Consider the following 17,547-nt stretch of genomic DNA (forward strand, 5'->3'; position numbering starts at 1 on the left):
TGTCACCTCAGGTCCGCGGATTGAGGGCATCGCGCAGACCGTCGCCCAGAAGGTTGAAACCGATGGCGACGATGGCGATCGCCACGCTCGGCCAGATCAGGATGCCGGCGGAAAGATGCATGTAACGGCGGGCTTCCGAGACCATCAGGCCCCACTCGGCAGCCGGCGGCTGTGCGCCGAGACCAAGGAAGGAGAGCGTCGCAAACAGCATCACGGCAAAGGAGACGCGGATGGTCATTTCCACGATGATCGGCGCGATCACGTTCGGAAGCATTTCGCGGCGGATGATGTAAGCGGAGCTTTCGCCACGGGCGATCGCGGCATTCACGTAGTCCTGCTTGCGCACAGACAGTGCCACGCTTCGGGTGATCCGAGCCATGCCCGGCGCAAAGGCGATGGCAACTGCGACAAGCGCATTGACTGTGCTTGAGCCGAGGAGGTTGACCACGAGGAGCGCGAAAAGCAGGCTCGGGATCGACATGACGGCATCAATCGTGCGCATGATGAATTCGTCGGCGCGACCGCCAAGAAAAGCTGAGGCGGTGCCGATCAGGGCGCCGATCAGGGTGCCGACGATGGTCGCGAGAACCGCCATGACGACGGTGGCGCGAGCGCCGATCAACAGACGGCTGAAGATGTCGCGGCCATACTGGTCGGTGCCGAGCCAATAAGCGGCGCTTGGTCCCTTGTAACGGGCAAGCGGCGACAGCTTTTCCGGGTCGTAGGGGGCGACCATCGGGCCGAACACGACGATTGCGAGAACTAGCACCACGAGGAAGGTGCCGATGGCGCCCTGTGGTGTCTTCATAAGACGTTTCGTGAACTCAGTCATACTGGATCCTCTTATCGAGCCAGGCATAGAGGATGTCAGCGATAAAATTGACGATCGAATAGGTGGCGGCCATGATCAGCACGCCGGCCTGGATGGCGGGCAGGTCGCGCGCCTGGATGGCGACGATCAGCTGGCGGCCGATGCCGGGAATGGCGAATATTTCCTCGACAACAATGACGCCGCCGAGAAGATAACCGACATCGAGCGCGACGATGGTGATGGTCGGCAAAAGTGCGTTACGCAGCGCGTGACGACGCAGTACATGTCCACGCGACATGCCTTTCAGCCTCGCAGCGCGGATATAGTCTGTATGCAGCACGTCGACGAGTTCCGAGCGCACCATGCGCGAAACATGGGCAATCAGGATGATTGAAATGACGCAGACCGGCAGGACGAGATGCGAAATGCCATCGACAAAATCATCCGTCAGCGGGACATAGCCCGTCGGCGGCAACCATTTCATCCAGTCGGCGAAGATCAGGACTGCCAACGTTGCGGTGACGAATTCAGGCAGCGCCACGCCTGCATAGGAGATTAGGCTGACGACCATGTCGGCGACCTTGCCGCGCCGGATGGCTGCAATGATGCCAAGCGGAATGGCAAGGATCAGCATCAGGCCGATAGACAGAAAGGCGAGCAGCAGCGAGCGCCCGAGGGCTTCGAACATGATCGGGCCGACCGGCTGGCCGGTACGCAGCGATGTGCCGAGATCGCCCTGCAGCACATGGCCGAGCCAGGTCGCATATTGCTGCCAGATCGGCTGGTCCAGACCCATGCTCTGGCGCAGCGCATCGAGCGCATCCTTGGTGGCGTTTTCGCCCAGCATCATGACGGCAGCGTCAGCGGGCAGTATCTGGGTGATGGCGAAGACGATGAGCGACACGACGAGAAGCGTGTAGGCGATCATCACCAGCCGCTTGGCTATGTAGTTCGGAGACAGGTGCGTGTTCCTTGGTCAATAGGGCCGGACGCCCGATTCAGGCGTCCGGCGAAGTTGACGTCATCAGCCGCGCTTCGGCGCCTTGTCGGTCAGCGAAGCGTAGTCGAGGCGGAAAACCGAGGCGCGGGGATGCGCTTCGAAACCTTCAACCCAGCTGCGTTTGGCGGCCAGAACGTCGAAGAAGGACGGGATGATCGAGGGAACATCCTCGTTCATGATTTCCTGTGCCTTGGTGTAGAGCTCGGTGCGCTTGGCCTCGTCGATCGTGCCACGCGCCTCGGCGATGAGCGCATCGAACGCCTTGTTGTTCCAGCGCGTCTCGTTCCACGAGGCGTCCGACGTGTAGAGAAGCTTGAAGATGCCGTCGGGCGTGGGCTGCATATTGTAGAAGCCAACGTAGAAGCTGCCTTTTTTCCAGACCTGCTCGAGATAGGTCGCATGCGGCATCGTTTGTACGTTGATGGTGATGCCGGCTTCCTTCGCCATTTCCTTCAGCGCAACGGCGAGCTGCGTGCGAACCGCGGGACGATCCGACGCGATGAGGGTCGCTTCGAGACCGTTCGGGAAGCCTGCCTCAGCTAGCAGCTTCTTTGCTTCCTCGATGTTCTTTTCGCGCTTCGCCACATCCTTGAAGAAGCGGTAGGAAGCATTGAGCGGCGTGTCGTTGCCTTCGGTGCCGAAGCCTTCGGTCACGAAGCCGACCATCGCTTCGCGATCGACCGTCAGCGCGATTGCGCGGCGAACGCGGGCGTCGTTGAACGGCGCCGTATCGCAGCCGAAGTTGATGTTGCAGAACTGGCCGGACGGTGTGCGCAGGCCGACAAGACCATCGGTTCCGTCGATGCGCAGGAACTCGGTCGGCTGGATCGTCGAGATGACATCGATATCACCAGCGATGAGGGCCGAGGTTTCGGCCGAATTATCCGGGAAGACCTGAACTTCGACACGGTCCAGATAAGGACGCGCCGGGTCGTAGTACTTCTCGTTGCGTTCGACCACGATCAAACGGTCCGGCTCGTAGGATACAAGCTTGAACGGACCGGTGCCGACGGCCTTGGTGGACAAGCTCTTCAGGTCGCCCTTGGCAATCGAGGCCGGAATGATGCGCGCATTGGTGTAGGCCATGGCAACCGGCAAGTCGGCATAGGCGCCCGAGAGCCTGAACAGCACAGTCGCATCGTCGATGGCGACGATGTCCGCTATCGGGCCAACATTGTTGCGGCCGGGTGATGCCGTTGCCGGATCGAGGATGGCCTTGAAGGTGGCGACGACATCATTTGCCGTGAAGGCGGAGCCGTCGTGGAAGGTGACGCCCTTGCGCAGCTTAAAGGTCCATTCGGTCAGGGCATCGTTGGGGCTCCAGCTCTCGGCGAGATCCGGCTCGATCGACATGTCGACCTTGAGGCGCGTCAGGTTGCTGTAGAGCAACTCGGTGACCATGTATTCGGGGTTGACGCGTGTCAGCAGCGGATGGATGACACTTGCCGCCTGATCGATGGAAATACGGAGCGTGCCGCCCCTGGCGGGTGTTGCCGATTGCGCCATGACCAACGCCGGCGCGGCAAAAATGGCGGCGGTGCCGGCCAGGAAGAAGCGGCGTTTCATTTCCAACATGTATCAGTTCCCTCTTTTGATATGATTAGATGCGGTGTTCTGGAATGGCGTCGGCGGCGAAATCCGCCGCGAGATAGGCGAGAATGCTCTTGGCAAGCGCGATGATGTCGCCTCGCGTCGTGTGTTCTTCAGGGCTATGGATGCAGCTTTCCGGCCGACCAAGTCCACCCAGAAGCACCTCGGGGCCGAAGCCTGCTTTTTGGACGTAGCCGAAATCGGAACAGCTCGCCGCGCCCCACTTGTGAAAATCCTCGGGCTGATAGCCGAAGCCCAGCGACAGTGCCTGCTGCCAACGAGGCCAGTGCGGACCATCGGGATCGTCGGTCGGGATGAGGTGCCCCACGATGTCGATGGCTAGACCGAGATCGCTGCCTGCGACACAGTCGCGGATCGCAGTCTCGACTTCCGCTCTTGCCTCCTCGTAGCTTTCTTCCGGCGCATAGCGGCGGCTGACCAGGATCTTGATCTCAGCCGGAACCTGACCGCCGGCCGTTCCGCCATTGATCGCGGATATCGTCAACTGCGGCCGAAGCGGCCCGCTGGAATGCGGCGGCGGTGCCAGCTTCGATGTACGGCCGGCCACAACGGGCTTAAGGGCTGCCAAGGCGTTCAGCACCGGCAGCGCGCCCTCGATCGCGTTGACGCCGGAGCCTGTGCGATTGCCCTCGCCTGCATGAACAGCATGCCCGGTAATCGTCACCTGCAGATTGAATATGCCGAAGCAGCCCGCCCACACGCGCGGCGCAGCAGATCCGTTGAAGTTGAGGATGTGGCCCTTGAGCATTTGCTGCTCTGCAAGATAACGAATGCCCGGGTAGAGCCCCCCTTCTTCGTCAGTGCAGAGAAGCAGCATAGGATCATAGGCGAGCAAGGCGCCGGCTTCCTTGGCAGCGCGCAGAGCCAGAAGCGTCGCCGCAATCGTTCCCTTCATGTCGGCGGCACCGAGGCCAAAGAGGTTATCGCCCTCGACCGTCAGCGCCAGTGGATCGCGTGACCAGCCCGGAGCCACCGGAACGGTGTCGACATGATAGTAGAGACCGCATACCGGACGGCCGGTTTCGCGGGTGGCGATGAGATTGGTCCGCTCGCCAGAGGCCGGGCCGCCGGCCACATACCAGAGATCGCGAGGGACTGTCACTCGCTCGAACTCAAAGCCGAGCGGCGCCGCCAGCTCGGTCATCAAATCCGCAAAAGCGTCATAGCCAAGACCGGGCGGAAAGGACGTGTCGACAGCCACCATGCGCGCCAGGTCCTGCACGGCCGTCTCGACATCGCGCTCGATCACTGCCATGGCCAACGCGAAAGCGTCTTGATGCGGGACAGATTTCGGCTCAGACATGGTACGGTCCTTGGCATGGATGCGCGCGCTCGTTAGCTTGCGCTTTCATATAAACTATATAGTAATACTGCGTACATCCACTCCATGAGTCAACTCCAAAGAAGAGGCAAATAATTGCCGGAATTGCCTATTATTTCAGCAGATGCGCCACGATTGAGCGAGTTGTCCGTCCCGCTCTACGAGGTGGTCAAGCGGCAGATCACAGAGGCGATCATGCTTGGTAAACTCGCTCCGGGCTCCGTCCTGCCGAGCGAAGTGGCGCTTTCGCAAACCTATGGGGTCGCCGTCGGCACTATCAGGCGCGCATTGATGGATCTCACCAATGATGGCCTGCTCAGCCGCAGGCGCAAAACGGGCACGATCGTCACCGGCCGACAACCGCAACACAGTCTGCGCTTGTTCTTCCAGTATTTTCGGCTGCACGGACTTGATGGTTCGTTGCGGCAGTCCGTCACTCGGGTGACCGAGATCGCCCGAGGTACCGCTTCGGCGCTGGAAGCGCGAAAGCTGCAGATAGATGCCGGCTCCGACATCGTGACGTTTCACCGCGTCCGCAGCGTCGACGAGCGGCCGATCATGCATGAAACGCTTACGCTGCCGCTGGCGCGCGTACCAGATTTCCCCGACAGGCCGGAAGATATCCCCTCGCTATTTTATCTTCACCTGCTGGATGCCTACAACATCCGCATCTCGGCCATACGCGAACAGATTGGCGCGGATTTGGCGACGGAACAGGATGCACGCTGGCTTGATGTACCGCAGCCCTTCGCGTTGTTGACGATTGACGAGATCGCCTACGATCAGCTTGCGGCTCCGGTTCTGATATCCTCTCATCGCGCTACAACCGCTAACCATCGCTACGTCAACGAGGTACAATGAGGCATGGTTGTTTGAGTAGTTGATGGACGCAGCCACATCGATAACGGCTGGCGCAGACGTCAAGTGACCTTGTCACGCCGAAAAATATGAGCGATAAAATCAGCTTTATTGAGTGTGCTTGTCTTGTGAAGGCCGGTGCATGACGGCATGAGGTGGCATGCGCAAACGCGAACACCGCCCCAAGGTAAACGGATCTCTGCATTGGCTTTTTGGCACACGATGAAATGGCATACCGAAGGAATTCGGGTCGTTGCTCCGGTGAAGTGGCGCCAATTCGATGGATTGGTAAGCGCCTATTGGGAAGCCGAAAGCCAGGCGGGCGCGAAGGGCTATTATCTGGCCGATGATCCGCGCATCATGGTCTTCTTCAACGACGTGTCCTCCCAGATCCATGTGTCCAACAAGAACGGTGACTTCTCTAACAATGCCCGGTCGATGACACGCGCAATCTATGTGCCTGCTGGTGTGCCAATGTGGACGACCAGTCGTTCCACGCACCGCTTCTCTCATCTGAACCTGCACATGCACAAGGATCGGTTGTTGAAGTTTTTGTCGCCTTCCCTCGGCAGTTCGGCGGCGCTATCAGCCTTGCGCCGGCCGGTCGAAATCCAGGACGTCGGGGCAATTCAAACGCTTGGCGGCCTTCTGGTCGATGAGATATCGAAACCGTCGCGACATGCCCTCTATGGCGAAAGCCTGATTGGCAGCATCGTCACGGGGCTTCTGGATCTGCCGGACGAGGCCAGCGAGAAACGCGATGGCCGCATGACTCAGGCTCAGATGAACAGGCTGACTGCACGCATGGACAGGACAAGCGACTATCGAATGACGGTCGCCGACATGGCGGCGGCCGCTGGTCTGTCCGAAAGCTGGTTCGCAACCGTTTTCAGGCAGACAACCGGCAAGACCCCGCTTCAATGGCAGCTTGCCAAACGCATCGACGTCGCACGGGCCTTGCTGGATGAAGACGTGACGGTCGCCGGTGTGGCAGCCCAGCTCGGCTTCTCCGATCAGGCACATTTCACCAAGGTCTTCCGGCAAATCGTCGGCGAAACGCCGGCTGCCTGGCGACGCGCTCGGCGAGGCTTGTAGGCAGACAGGCCCCGCGAGCACGTCGCCAGCGGGACAGTCCGAGTTTTTGGCGCTCTATCACCACGTCTGGCGCAGCGTTGCCATGATCGTGCGGCCAGGATTGTAGTAGACCGCACCACTATCCTTGCTGGCGACGTGCTTTTCGTCGAACAGGTTGCTCGCATTAAGCTGGAACGACGTATTTTCGGCAAACTTGTAGGTGAAGGCGGCATCGAATACGACCGCGCTGTCGGCTGAGATCGTATTGGTGATATTCGTGAAGTAGGCACCGGTATAGCGCGCGCCGAGGCCAAAGGTCATGTCTCCACGAGGTCCATCGCCTTCCAGGGTATAGGTACCCCACACCGAAGCGAAATGCTTCGGAACACGCATCAATCGGTTGCCGTCGTTCAGACCGCCGGGCTCGTCGATATGGGAGGCGATATAACTGTAGCTGGCGATCAGGTTGATGTTGTCGGTCATCTCCGCCTTGGCTTCGAATTCGAAGCCGCGATGCCTGACCTTATCGACGGTTATCGGAAGATAAGTGACCTGGTCGGCGACAGTGATGTTGCCCTTTGTCAGGTCATAGACCGAAGCGGTGAACAAGGCAGGAAATGCATCCGGCTTGTATTTGACGCCGACTTCATACTGCTTGCCGGTCGTCGGATCCGCGCCCGCCGCGGGCGGAGCAGCCGACTCGGCGTAGCTCGCATAGGTCGCCCATTCATCGGTAAGCTTGTAGCTGATACCGATGCGCTTGGTGAATTCGCTATGAGTTCCCGACTTCGTGACGTTGGAAAGCTGGTCAGTCTCGTCGAGATAGAGCCAGTCATTGCGCAATCCGACGCTCACCGTCAGCCTGTCGAAGAATGTCAGATCCTGCTGCAAATAGAGCGCCGCCGTCTTCTGATCGTTGAGGGTGCTCGCGTACGGCAACATTGTGCCAGGGCCACCGGTGTAGACTGGATTTAACCAGTCGATCGAAGGCGCCCCTGTGTAGAAATTGTCGCTGTCTGATTTGAATGCGTTATATTCGCCACCAAGAAGCGTGCGGCTTTCGACCTCATTAAAATTCGCTTCGTAAACAAGGTTCGCGTCAATGATGAACTGCTCGTTAGCCCTCTCGTTGCCAAAGAAGTAGCGGCCGGCCGTCGTCGAACCGTCGGTTGGTGTGCTTCCGATGTAGGCGCTGCCGAAGCCATCGTTCGACTTGCTGTAACGAGCCTTGGAACTGAAGCTCAGACCGTTATCAAACTCATGGTCAAACATCACGCTCAAGGTGTTGCGGTTCGTAGAGTTGAAATAATAGTCTGGCTCGCCGAAGAACGCGCTCCGGTCGAGATCAGTGCCAAGAGGATGGCCACCGCTACCAGGAACACCATCCTTGTCCAGGTGATCGTAGACAACCGTAAGATTTGTTGCGTCGGTAGGGCGCCAGGTTAGGCCACCCATGATGAAGTTTTCGTCGTTCTGGGAAAAATCATATTCATCGTCCGCCCGTTGCAGCTTGCCGGTCAGACGATAGGACAACGTGTCATCGGCAGTGATGTTGTCGCCGAAATCAAAACCGGTTTCCTTGTGGGAGAAAGAGCCGCCCGTCGCATAGATTTCGCCGAAGCGTTCCGACTTCGGTGTCTTGGTCACGTAGTTGACTGAGCCACCGGGTTCCGCCGCACCAAAGCTTGACGAACTGGCGCCCTTCAGTATTTCGATACGCTCGAATGCGTAGGGCTCTTCCCGCACACCTGCAAATGTTCTGCCGATCGCCAGCCCATCACGATAGGTGTAGGGCGTAAATCCGCGGATATCGAAATAATCGAAACGATCGTCCGAGCCGTAGAAGTCGGTCACGACACCGGAAGTGTACTGCACGACCTTTTCCACAGTGTCGGCATTGCGCTCCTCGATTTCCTTGGAGGTGATGACCGAAACGGAGGCTGGTGTGTCCAGGATCTCAGTCGCCAGCTTCCCGGCGCCAGTGGTCTGAGTGGCGACTATCGATTTCGAATCGTTGCTGGTATCGAGCTTGGTGCCAGTAGCCTTTCGCCCTTCCAACACGATCGGCGCCAGCGTCGTTGCAGGATCCGAGCTGGATGCGTCCTGTGCAAAGGCGACAGCGGGAGCAAGTGCTCCGATCGCTGTACATCCCAGCAGCACCGCCTTACGCCAGCGAAGACGGGTTCGTTGAGAGCGCAGACTTGTCGTTTCGATATTCATACTCGCGTTCCAGAAGCTGTTTTCACCATGGTAGGCACCCGGTGGAAAACCGAGAGTGCATGCCGGTTGCGTGGAGAACGCACGTACCGAACGGCATTGTGAATGGCATGAAGCATTCGCCAGCCGGCATGGTCTCGTCCGCGTCCCCCGCTAAAGCCACTAACTTGAGCACGTTTGTCTAGTATTGTAAGTTTTCCGTGTTTTGTAGGATACCATGGGAATCTCGCCTGCATTGCCATTCGACAAACGCATTGCCGTTGACGCTCACGCCTTAACCTGAAAGTGAGGGTCCACTTATACGTTTGGCGGAGTATGTACAATGTTTCGGTTCTGGCGTCTGACCCTCGCGGTGTTGACCTTCGTATACACACTCGCCGCCGGCGGCACATTGAACGGCGCGCTCGCCAATGATGGCGTAACCTACCCCATCACCATAAAGCATGCGCTCGGCACGACGATCATTCCCAAAAAGCCCGAGAGGATCGCGACGGTTGCCTGGGCAAACCATGAGGTGCCCCTGGCGCTTGGCGTCGTGCCCGTGGGCTTTGCGAGAGCGAACTTCGGCGATGATGACGGCGACGGACTTCTGCCTTGGGTCGCCCAAAGTCTGAAGGAGCTTCACGCTGACAAGCCTGTGCTGTTCGACGAAGGAGATGGTATCGACTTTGAGGCAGTCGCTGCCACTCATCCCGACGTCATTCTCGCCTCTTATTCCGGTCTCAGCCAGGCCGACTACGATACGCTGAGCCAAATCGCGCCTGTCGTCGCCTACCCTGACGCCGCGTGGTCCACCGACTGGCGCGAGATGATCCGCCTCAACAGTGCCGGCATGGGCATGGCGCCCGAGGGCGAGGCGTTGATCAAGAAAATCGAAGGCGAGATCACCGCCGCCGTGGCCACGCACCCGGAGATCCGCGGCAGGAAGGCCATGTTCGTCACGCATCTCAACCCGCTCGACCTCAGCACGATCAACTTCTACACGACCAACGATACGCGGGTGAAGTTCTTCAAGGATCTGGGACTTGAGAGCCCAAAGAGCGTCGTCGACGTTTCGCAACCCGGAAAGTTCTCGGGCTCGATCAGCGCTGAACGCATCGACATGTTCGACGACGTCGATCTCGTCGTGACCTATGGCAACATGAAACTGCTGTCGGCAGTCACCGCAAACCTTTTGATGTCCAAGATGCCGGCTGTCGAAAAGGGCGCGATCGTCGTTCTCGGCGCAAACAGCGTCGGGACGGCTGCAAATCCCACGCCGCTCTCGATTTCCTGGGTCTTGAAGGACTATGTTGCCCTGCTTGCCGAGGGCGTGGGAAAGTCGAAATGAAGGCGACGAGGAGAACCGTCGTGCCGGCAACAATTGCTGCCCGGTCGAATGGCGCGCGAGGTTTGTGGCTGGCAGGTCTCTTCGTGCTGCTCATGGCTTTGCTCGCCTTGTCTATTACCGTTGGCACTCGTGAGGTGCCATGGAGCGATATTGGCGCGGCGCTCTTCGGACGTGTGGACGATATCGGACAGGCTGCAGTTGCCGTTCGTATCCCACGCACTGTGCTGGCTATGCTTGCAGGCGGCGCTCTTGGCCTTGCGGGCGCAATCATGCAGGGCGTGACGCGCAACCCGTTGGCCGATCCTGGTATCCTCGGCGTGAACATGGGAGCCTCGCTCGCCGTGGTAGTGGGCGTCGCATGGTTCCACATCGCCTCAGCCGAAGCCTACGTCTGGACCGCGATATTCGGCGCCGGCTGCTCGGCCTGCTTTGTCTATACCATCGGCTCGCTGGGGCGTGGCGGAGCCACACCGCTGAAGCTGACGCTTGCCGGCGCCGCGACTTCCGTCGCCTTTGCCTCAATGGTGATCGCGGTCGTTCTGCCGCGTGCCGACATTGCCGGCGGCATACGCTCATGGCAGATCGGCGGCGTGGGTGGGGCGGCGTTCGAGCGGATCCTGCCCGTTCTGCCATTCCTATTGGTGGGATTTGCGATCAGCTTTCTTTCCGCCCGAAAGCTGAACTCGCTTGCTCTGGGTGACGATATGGCGGCTGGGCTCGGTGAACGTGTAGCAACAGCGCGCGCCATGGGCGCGCTTGGGGCGATTTTGCTATGCGGCGCAACAACGGCTATCTGCGGGCCCATTGGCTTCATAGGTCTGGTCGTTCCGCATCTTTGCAGGCTGCTGATCGGCGTCGATCACCGCTGGCTTCTGCCCTTCTGCGCCATAGGCGGGGCCTGTCTGCTCCTGGCAGCAGACATCGTGGGGCGCATCGTCGCTCGGCCGGGAGAACTCGATGTCGGTGTTGTTACGGCCCTGATTGGCGCACCGTTCTTCATTTGGATCGTCAGACGCCATAGGGTACGTGAACTGTGACCATGTCTTCGTCCGTATCGGGTTTGACGGCCACCGGCCGTCGTCGCCGCGCCCGCAGACATGCGGCCGTTGTGCTCGCGCTTCTGCTCCTCGTTGTCGCCATCTTCGCTTTCTCGCTGTGTGTTGGACAGACCGTGACGCCGCCGGGTGACGTCCTGCGTGTCCTGATCGGAGAGAACGTCCCGGGCGCGAGCTTCACGGTCGGTCAGTTGCGCTTGCCCCGCGCCGTGCTCGCCATTCTCGCTGGCTTGAGTTTTGGCCTTGGAGGCGTTGCGTTTCAGGTCATGCTGCGCAACCCCCTCGCCAGTCCCGATATCATCGGAATAAGTTCGGGCGCCGGGGCGGCAGCGGTGTTTGCAATCATCATACTGTCGATGAGAGGGCCAATCGTTTCAATTATCGCAGTGGTCGGCGGGCTTGGCGTCGCCCTGATGGTTTACGGCCTCTCGTCGCGAAACGGCGTTGCGGGAACGCGTCTGGTCCTGGTGGGGATCGCAGTCTCCGCCATGCTGGAGAGTATCATTTCATACATCCTTTCCCAGGCGCCGGCGTGGAACCTGCAGGAAGCCATGCGGTGGTTGACTGGCAGTGTCAACGGTGTCCAGCTGGGTCAGGCTGCGCCGCTTGTCCTGTCACTTGTCGTCTTCGGCGGCCTTCTCGTAAGCCGGAGCCAGGACCTTGAGGCACTCCGCCTTGGCGATGACACCGCCGCAGCACTCGGGGTGCGCGTATCGCGAACCCGGATCATGATCATCATCGGCGCAGTCGGCGTCATCGCAACAGCGACAGCCGTAACAGGCCCGATCGCCTTCGTAGCATTCCTTGCCGGGCCAATTGCCGCCCGCATCGTCGGCGGCAGCGGATCGCTGCTCGTACCCTCGGCGCTGATCGGCGCCCTGTTGGTTCTTGGCGGCGATTACATCGGCCAGTTTCTGCTACCCGGCCGCTATCCTGTTGGTGTTGTAACCGGAGCGCTAGGCGCACCTTATTTGATTTTCCTGATCGTCCGCGTCAACCGGACCGGAGGTTCCCTATGATGGCTCGTACTCTGACAGCCAGCAATCTTTCGGCAGGCTACGGCGAAACGGAAATCCTGCACGATCTCGACCTCGCAATTCCGCCCGGGAAGATAACCGTGATCGTCGGCGCCAATGCCTGCGGCAAGTCTACGTTGCTCCGGGCAATGTCGAGGCTCCTGTCGCCCATCGCTGGACAGGTGCTTCTTGATGGAAAATCGGTCCACAAAACACCACCGCGAGAGCTAGCGCGCTCTCTGGGGCTGCTTCCCCAGTCACCGGTAGCACCCGAAGGCATCACGGTTGCTGACCTCGTCAGCCGCGGCCGGCATCCGCACCAGAGCCTGTTCTCACGCTGGAACAGCACGGACGACGAGGCAGTGGATGGCGCTCTTGCGGCAACAAACACCGCCGAACTCGCAGATCGGGCCGTGGACGAATTATCGGGAGGTCAGCGCCAGCGCGTGTGGATCGCCATGGCGCTGGCGCAAGCCACTGATATTCTTCTGTTGGACGAACCGACGACATTCCTCGACATAAGCCATCAGATCGAAGTCCTTGATCTCCTGACTGATCTTAATCGGGAGCGAGGCACCACCGTCGTCATGGTGCTTCACGATCTCAATCTCGCCGCGCGCTACGCTGACTATCTGGTTGCAATGAGCAGCGGTCGAGTCCACGTCACGGGAGCCCCGGAGAAAGTCTTGACCGAAGAAAATGTCCGACAGGTTTTTGGCCTGGAGAGCCGCATCATCATCGACCCAACATCGGGACGCCCCGTCATGCTTCCGATCGGTCGAAACCACATGGTACCGAGCGTGAGTGCCAAGGAGACGGTGAAATGAACAACACCCAGGAATTCAAGGTCTGTGGCGTCGCTATTCCCAGGGACGCCGATCAGATGCTGAGCGAAATCTGCGAGCACTTTGTCGAACATGCGGATGTCAGGCGCACGGAGTATGGGGCGGTACTCACCAGCAAGCTTGGTTGCGCCGACATACGCATCGACGATCAGCGGCTATCCATCGAACTGACTTGCCCTTCACAACAGGCATTGCAGATGAGCCGCACGAGCATTGCCGAGCATCTATTCTATTTCGCGGGCGACGATGCGCTGGAGCTTTCCTGGTCGCAATCTGGTGCGCTTGCTCAGTTACCCAATATTCATGAGGTGACGGTTGTGTCGACCGAGGATGTCACGCCGCATATGCGCCGGGTCAAGTTCGCCTGTGCCGATGTCAGCCCGTTCATCGGCGGAGACATGCATGTTCGACTGCTTGTTCCGCCTAAAGGCCGCAACCCCGTATGGCCGGGCCTGCGCGAGGACGGTCGTGTTGCTTGGCCGCAGGGCGAAGACGCCTTGCTGGTGCGGGTCTACACGATCCGCGAGGTCGATATCAAACGCCGCGAGCTCTGGATCGATTTTCTACAGCACCCCGCCCTTGGCGTCGAAACGCCGGGCGCAGATTTCGCTCGCGATGCCCGGCCGGGCGACAAGGTGGCCTTGCTCGGGCCCGGAGGTGGCGCACTTCCCGAGGCCAGCGAGCTTCTAATGGTCGGTGACGAGAGTGCCCTGCCCGCTATCGCGCGAATCGTTGCCGAGATGCCGGCGAGTACACGAATTCGGGCGATTATCGAAATCTCAGACAAGGCAGAGGAACAACCTCTGCCATCTCCCGCTTCACTCGATGTCCGCTGGCTGCATCGCCGCGACTATCTGTCCGATGGCAGAAATATCCTGCGAGAAGAAGCTGAAGCAGCGATCGGTTCGATGACCGATGACACCTTCGTGTGGGTTGCATGCGAGAAGGAAGACATCCGCGCGATCAAGGCGCGACTTAAAGCTCTCCAGCACGACAAGAAGAATATGTACGTTGCCTGGTATTGGGCAGCCGGCAGCGATACTTCACGCTAATAACTCATTACCCTGGAACGCAAAACGCCCCTCAATGGATCGCATTGAGGGGCGTTTTGGTCAGATCAGAACCTCAGTAGTGGACGGACCGGCTGTCGATCGGCGTCGTCTTCGGCGGAGCAAACTTCGTCAGGTTGATACCTTCGACGGCCACACGATACTCCTCGATGCTCGGCGTGCGGCCGAGGATCGCGGAGAGAACCACCAGCGGAGTCGAAGCGAGCAGCGACTCGCCCTTCTTTTCCGCCGTATCTTCAACCACGCGGCCCTGGAAGAGACGGGTCGAGGTGGCGAGAACGGTGTCGCCCTTCTCGGCCTTTTCCTGGTTACCCATGCACAGGTTGCAGCCCGGGCGCTCGAGATAGAGGATGTTCTCGTACTCGGTGCGGTTCGATGTCTTCGGCTTGACATCGTCGAATTCGAAGCCCGAATACTTCTGGAGGATTTCCCAGTCACCTTCGGCCTTCAGCTCGTCGATGATGTTGTAGGTCGGCGCAGCGACGACGAGCGGTGCCTTGAACTCGACCTTGCCCTCGTTCTTCTCGATGTTTTTCAGCATCTGGGCGACGATCTTCATGTCGCCCTTATGCACCATGCAGGAGCCCACGAAGCCGAGGTCCACCTTCTTGGTGCCGCCATAGTAGGAGACCGGACGGATCGTGTCGTGGGTGTAGCGGCGCGAGACGTCGGCATTGTTGACGTCGGGGTCGGCGATCATCGGCTCGTCAATCAGGTCGAGGTCGACGACGACTTCGGCGAAATACTTCGCATTATCGTCAGGCGTCAGCGCCGGCTTTTCGCCCGAACGGATCTCTGCGATGCGGCGATCGGCCTTGGCGATCAGACCCTTCAGCGTCTGAGCCTCATTGTCCATGCCCTTGTCGATCATGATCTGCATGCGCGACTTGGCGATCTCCAAGCTCTCGATCAGCGTCTCGTCTTCCGAGATGCAGATGGAAGCCTTGGCCTTCATCTCGGCTGTCCAGTCGGTGAAGGTGAAAGCCTGGTCGGCGAGCAGCGTGCCGATATGGACTTCGATGATGCGGCCCTGGAAGACGTTGTCGCCGTGCTGCTTGAGCATCTGCGCCTGGGTGGCGTGAACCACGTCGCGGAAGTCCATGTAGGGCTGCATCGTGCCCTTGAAAGTGACCTTGACCGACTGCGGAATCGGCATGGTGGCTTCGCCGGTGGCGAGCGCCAGCGCGACAGTGCCCGAGTCGGCACCGAAGGCCACGCCCTTCGACATACGGGTGTGGCTGTCGCCGCCGATGATGATGTCCCAGTCGTCGACGGTAATGTCGTTCAGCACCTTGTGGATGACGTCGGTCATCGCGTGGTAGCTGCCCTTCGGGTCGCGGGCGGTGATGACGCCGAAGTTGTTCATGAAGGACATGAGCTTCGGAATGTTGGCCTGAGCCTTTTTGTCCCAGACCGATGCCGTGTGGCAACCGGACTGGTAGGCGCCGTCGACAAGCGGCGAAATGACGGTGGCCGCCATCGCTTCCAGTTCCTGCGCGGTCATCAGGCCTGTCGTGTCCTGCGAGCCGACGATGTTCACTTTGACGCGCACGTCGGAGCCGGCATGCAGCACCTTGCCGGGTGTCACGCCGACTGCGTTGCGGTTGAAGATCTTTTCGACCGCCGTCAGGCCCTGGCCCTCAATGGCGATTTCCTTGTTGGGAGCGAAAACCGGGGTGGCTTCGACACCGAGCGTCTGGGCGGCGAAGGTCTGGAGCTTCTTGCCGAAGACGATGGCGTAGGACGAGCCGGCCTTCATGAACTCCATCTTCTGCGGCGTGAAGGAAGACGCGACATCGACCAGCTCGTTGCCGGCCTCGTCGCGCAGCTTCTTGTTCTTCGCGTCGATCTTCAACACAGTGCCGGTTTCGACCGAAAACTTCTGGTCAAGGATCGGGTTACCTTCGTTGTTGAGGATCGGCTTGCCGTTTTCGTCGAGCTTCTTCACCCAGTTCTTCAGGTTGAGGCCGATGCCGCCGGTGACGTCGACGGTGGTCGCGAAGATCGGCGAGATGCCGTTGGTGCCGGCGACGACTGGGGCGAAGTTGACGAAGGGAACGTAGGGGCTCGCCTGCTTGCCGGTCCACAGCGCCACGTTGTTGACGCCGGACATGCGCGAGGAACCAACGCCCATCGTGCCCTTTTCGGCGATCATCATGACCCGCTTGTCCGGGTGCTGCTGCTGAAGTGCTACGATCTCGGCCTGCGCCTCAGGCGTGATCATGCACTGGCCGTGCAACTGGCGGTCGGAGCGCGAGTGCGCCTGGTTGCCGGGCGAGAGAAGGTCGGTCGAGATATCGCCTTCGGCGGCGATGAAGGTCACGACCTTGATCTCGTCTTCGACATCAGGAAGCTTGGTGAAGAATTCGGCCTTGGCGTAGCTCTCGAGAACGTCCTTGGCGACGGCATTGCCGGCCTTGTAGGCATCGCGCAGGCGGAACATGTCGGCGTCGTAGAGGAAAACCTGGGTCTTCAGCACGTCGCCGGCCTGACAGGCAATTTCGGCATCGTTGCCGAGCGCTACGTCGAGCAAAACCTGGACCGACGGACCGCCTTTCATGTGCGACAGCAGCTCGAGGGCGAATTTCGGGGTGATTTCGGGGACGTCGGTCTCGCCGAGGATGATCTTCTTGAGGAAGGCAGCCTTGACGCCGGCGGCACTCGTCGTGCCAGGGAGCGTGTTGTAGATGAAGAATTTCAAAGCATCGGCGCGGTGCTCGCTGCCGGTATCCTCGATCAGGGCAGTGATTTCGCCGGTCAGAGCGCCGTCATCGATCGGCTTGGGGGCGAGCCCTTGAGTTTCTCTGCTTTTGATTTCGGCCAGGTATTCCAAGTACAGGTTCATCGCAATCCCAACGTCATGGTGTGTGGGGCGCCGACGCGCAGCGCCACCGAACGGCAGTGTTCATCAGCCGAGGTCTTACAGCTTTCGTGCGTGTCAACCAAGGCCATCCGTGCAGATACCGCACTTCAACAAAAAAAATATTACTTTCGGTAGACGAACACGCGATTTTGACGGCGCACCAGCAACTCTCCAAACCATGCTTCGCAAGGACATCGACTGACGATGTGCACGCGATCGACATCCGTATTTCCAATTTTTCAGAGGGTTGGAGCGCAGTCGTTAACCGTCTTTTCAACACTGTGAACGATTGTGGCAGCGTAACTTCAACCGGGTGAACATGATGTCCACTACTCCATCACAGCATGGCCAGCCGCCCCATATGGCGGAAAATGCGCTGTTGCCGCCACGGCTTCGTTCCGCCGGCTTCCACATTGGCTTCCAATCCATTCATCCGTCGACCTTCGCGCGACTGCCGGCGGTATCGGGCTAGTCGT

Annotated in this window: 13 protein-coding genes; 7 read left to right on the forward strand and 6 right to left on the reverse strand. The window is 59.6% G+C overall.

Annotation, left to right across the window (positions count from 1 at the left end):
• Nucleotides 1-7 precede the first annotated feature (7 nt).
• The 4 genes from QTL96_RS10190 to QTL96_RS10205 form a co-directional block, all read right to left on the reverse strand.
• Nucleotides 8-832 (reverse strand): ABC transporter permease, encoded by an 825-nt coding sequence (locus QTL96_RS10190; RefSeq protein ID WP_113198647.1) that lies wholly within the window; start codon nucleotides 830-832, stop codon nucleotides 8-10.
• Complete coding sequence (locus QTL96_RS10195; RefSeq protein ID WP_289727885.1) at nucleotides 825-1,772, reverse strand: ABC transporter permease; 948 nt, start codon at nucleotides 1,770-1,772, stop codon at nucleotides 825-827. The genes QTL96_RS10190 and QTL96_RS10195 overlap by 8 nt, the downstream gene beginning before the upstream one ends.
• Before the next feature lie 63 nt (nucleotides 1,773-1,835).
• Nucleotides 1,836-3,386 (reverse strand): ABC transporter substrate-binding protein, encoded by a 1,551-nt coding sequence (locus QTL96_RS10200; protein WP_289727676.1) that lies wholly within the window; start codon nucleotides 3,384-3,386, stop codon nucleotides 1,836-1,838.
• 25 nt (nucleotides 3,387-3,411) lie between these two features.
• Nucleotides 3,412-4,725 carry a M20/M25/M40 family metallo-hydrolase gene (locus QTL96_RS10205; RefSeq protein ID WP_112943215.1) on the reverse strand — a complete coding sequence of 438 codons (1,314 nt, stop codon included), beginning with the start codon at nucleotides 4,723-4,725 and terminating at the stop codon, nucleotides 3,412-3,414.
• A 153-nt stretch (nucleotides 4,726-4,878) separates the two neighbouring features.
• Between QTL96_RS10205 and QTL96_RS10210 the strand changes: the two genes are divergently transcribed.
• Nucleotides 4,879-5,604, forward strand: coding sequence for a GntR family transcriptional regulator (locus QTL96_RS10210; RefSeq protein WP_289727677.1), 726 nt, complete (start codon nucleotides 4,879-4,881; stop codon nucleotides 5,602-5,604).
• 201 nt (nucleotides 5,605-5,805) lie between these two features.
• Nucleotides 5,806-6,696, forward strand: a complete 891-nt coding sequence (locus QTL96_RS10215) for an AraC family transcriptional regulator (RefSeq protein WP_112943217.1) — start codon at nucleotides 5,806-5,808, stop codon at nucleotides 6,694-6,696.
• A 57-nt stretch (nucleotides 6,697-6,753) separates the two neighbouring features.
• Here the strand turns inward: QTL96_RS10215 and QTL96_RS10220 are convergent, their stop codons facing one another.
• Nucleotides 6,754-8,895, reverse strand: coding sequence for a TonB-dependent siderophore receptor (locus tag QTL96_RS10220; protein ID WP_289727678.1), 2,142 nt, complete (start codon nucleotides 8,893-8,895; stop codon nucleotides 6,754-6,756).
• A 319-nt stretch (nucleotides 8,896-9,214) separates the two neighbouring features.
• Here QTL96_RS10220 and QTL96_RS10225 point away from each other — a divergent pair, with 319 nt between their 5' ends.
• From QTL96_RS10225 to QTL96_RS10245, 5 genes are read left to right on the forward strand one after another with little or no spacing between them, the layout of a single operon-like run.
• Complete coding sequence (locus QTL96_RS10225) at nucleotides 9,215-10,222, forward strand: iron-siderophore ABC transporter substrate-binding protein (RefSeq protein WP_112943219.1); 1,008 nt, start codon at nucleotides 9,215-9,217, stop codon at nucleotides 10,220-10,222.
• Nucleotides 10,219-11,259, forward strand: coding sequence for an iron ABC transporter permease (locus QTL96_RS10230; RefSeq protein ID WP_112943220.1), 1,041 nt, complete (start codon nucleotides 10,219-10,221; stop codon nucleotides 11,257-11,259). Before QTL96_RS10225 ends, QTL96_RS10230 begins: the two co-directional genes overlap by 4 nt.
• Before the next feature lie 2 nt (nucleotides 11,260-11,261).
• Nucleotides 11,262-12,296, forward strand: a complete 1,035-nt coding sequence (locus QTL96_RS10235) for an iron ABC transporter permease (RefSeq protein ID WP_113198644.1) — start codon at nucleotides 11,262-11,264, stop codon at nucleotides 12,294-12,296.
• Nucleotides 12,293-13,120 (forward strand): ABC transporter ATP-binding protein, encoded by an 828-nt coding sequence (locus QTL96_RS10240; RefSeq protein WP_289727679.1) that lies wholly within the window; start codon nucleotides 12,293-12,295, stop codon nucleotides 13,118-13,120. Before QTL96_RS10235 ends, QTL96_RS10240 begins: the two co-directional genes overlap by 4 nt.
• Nucleotides 13,117-14,190 carry a DUF2218 domain-containing protein gene (locus tag QTL96_RS10245; protein WP_289727680.1) on the forward strand — a complete coding sequence of 358 codons (1,074 nt, stop codon included), beginning with the start codon at nucleotides 13,117-13,119 and terminating at the stop codon, nucleotides 14,188-14,190. Before QTL96_RS10240 ends, QTL96_RS10245 begins: the two co-directional genes overlap by 4 nt.
• A 73-nt stretch (nucleotides 14,191-14,263) precedes the next feature.
• On the opposite strand, the gene QTL96_RS10250 is transcribed toward QTL96_RS10245, so the two are convergent.
• The gene (locus QTL96_RS10250; protein ID WP_113168127.1) at nucleotides 14,264-17,053 is read right to left on the reverse strand and encodes a bifunctional aconitate hydratase 2/2-methylisocitrate dehydratase; all 2,790 of its coding nucleotides are present in this window, start codon (nucleotides 17,051-17,053) and stop codon (nucleotides 14,264-14,266) included.
• Nucleotides 17,054-17,547: the final 494 nt, after the last annotated feature.

Origin of the sequence: Rhizobium sp. S163 (genome assembly GCF_030380805.1) — a bacterium.
Taxonomy (GTDB): Bacteria; Pseudomonadota; Alphaproteobacteria; order Rhizobiales; family Rhizobiaceae; genus Rhizobium.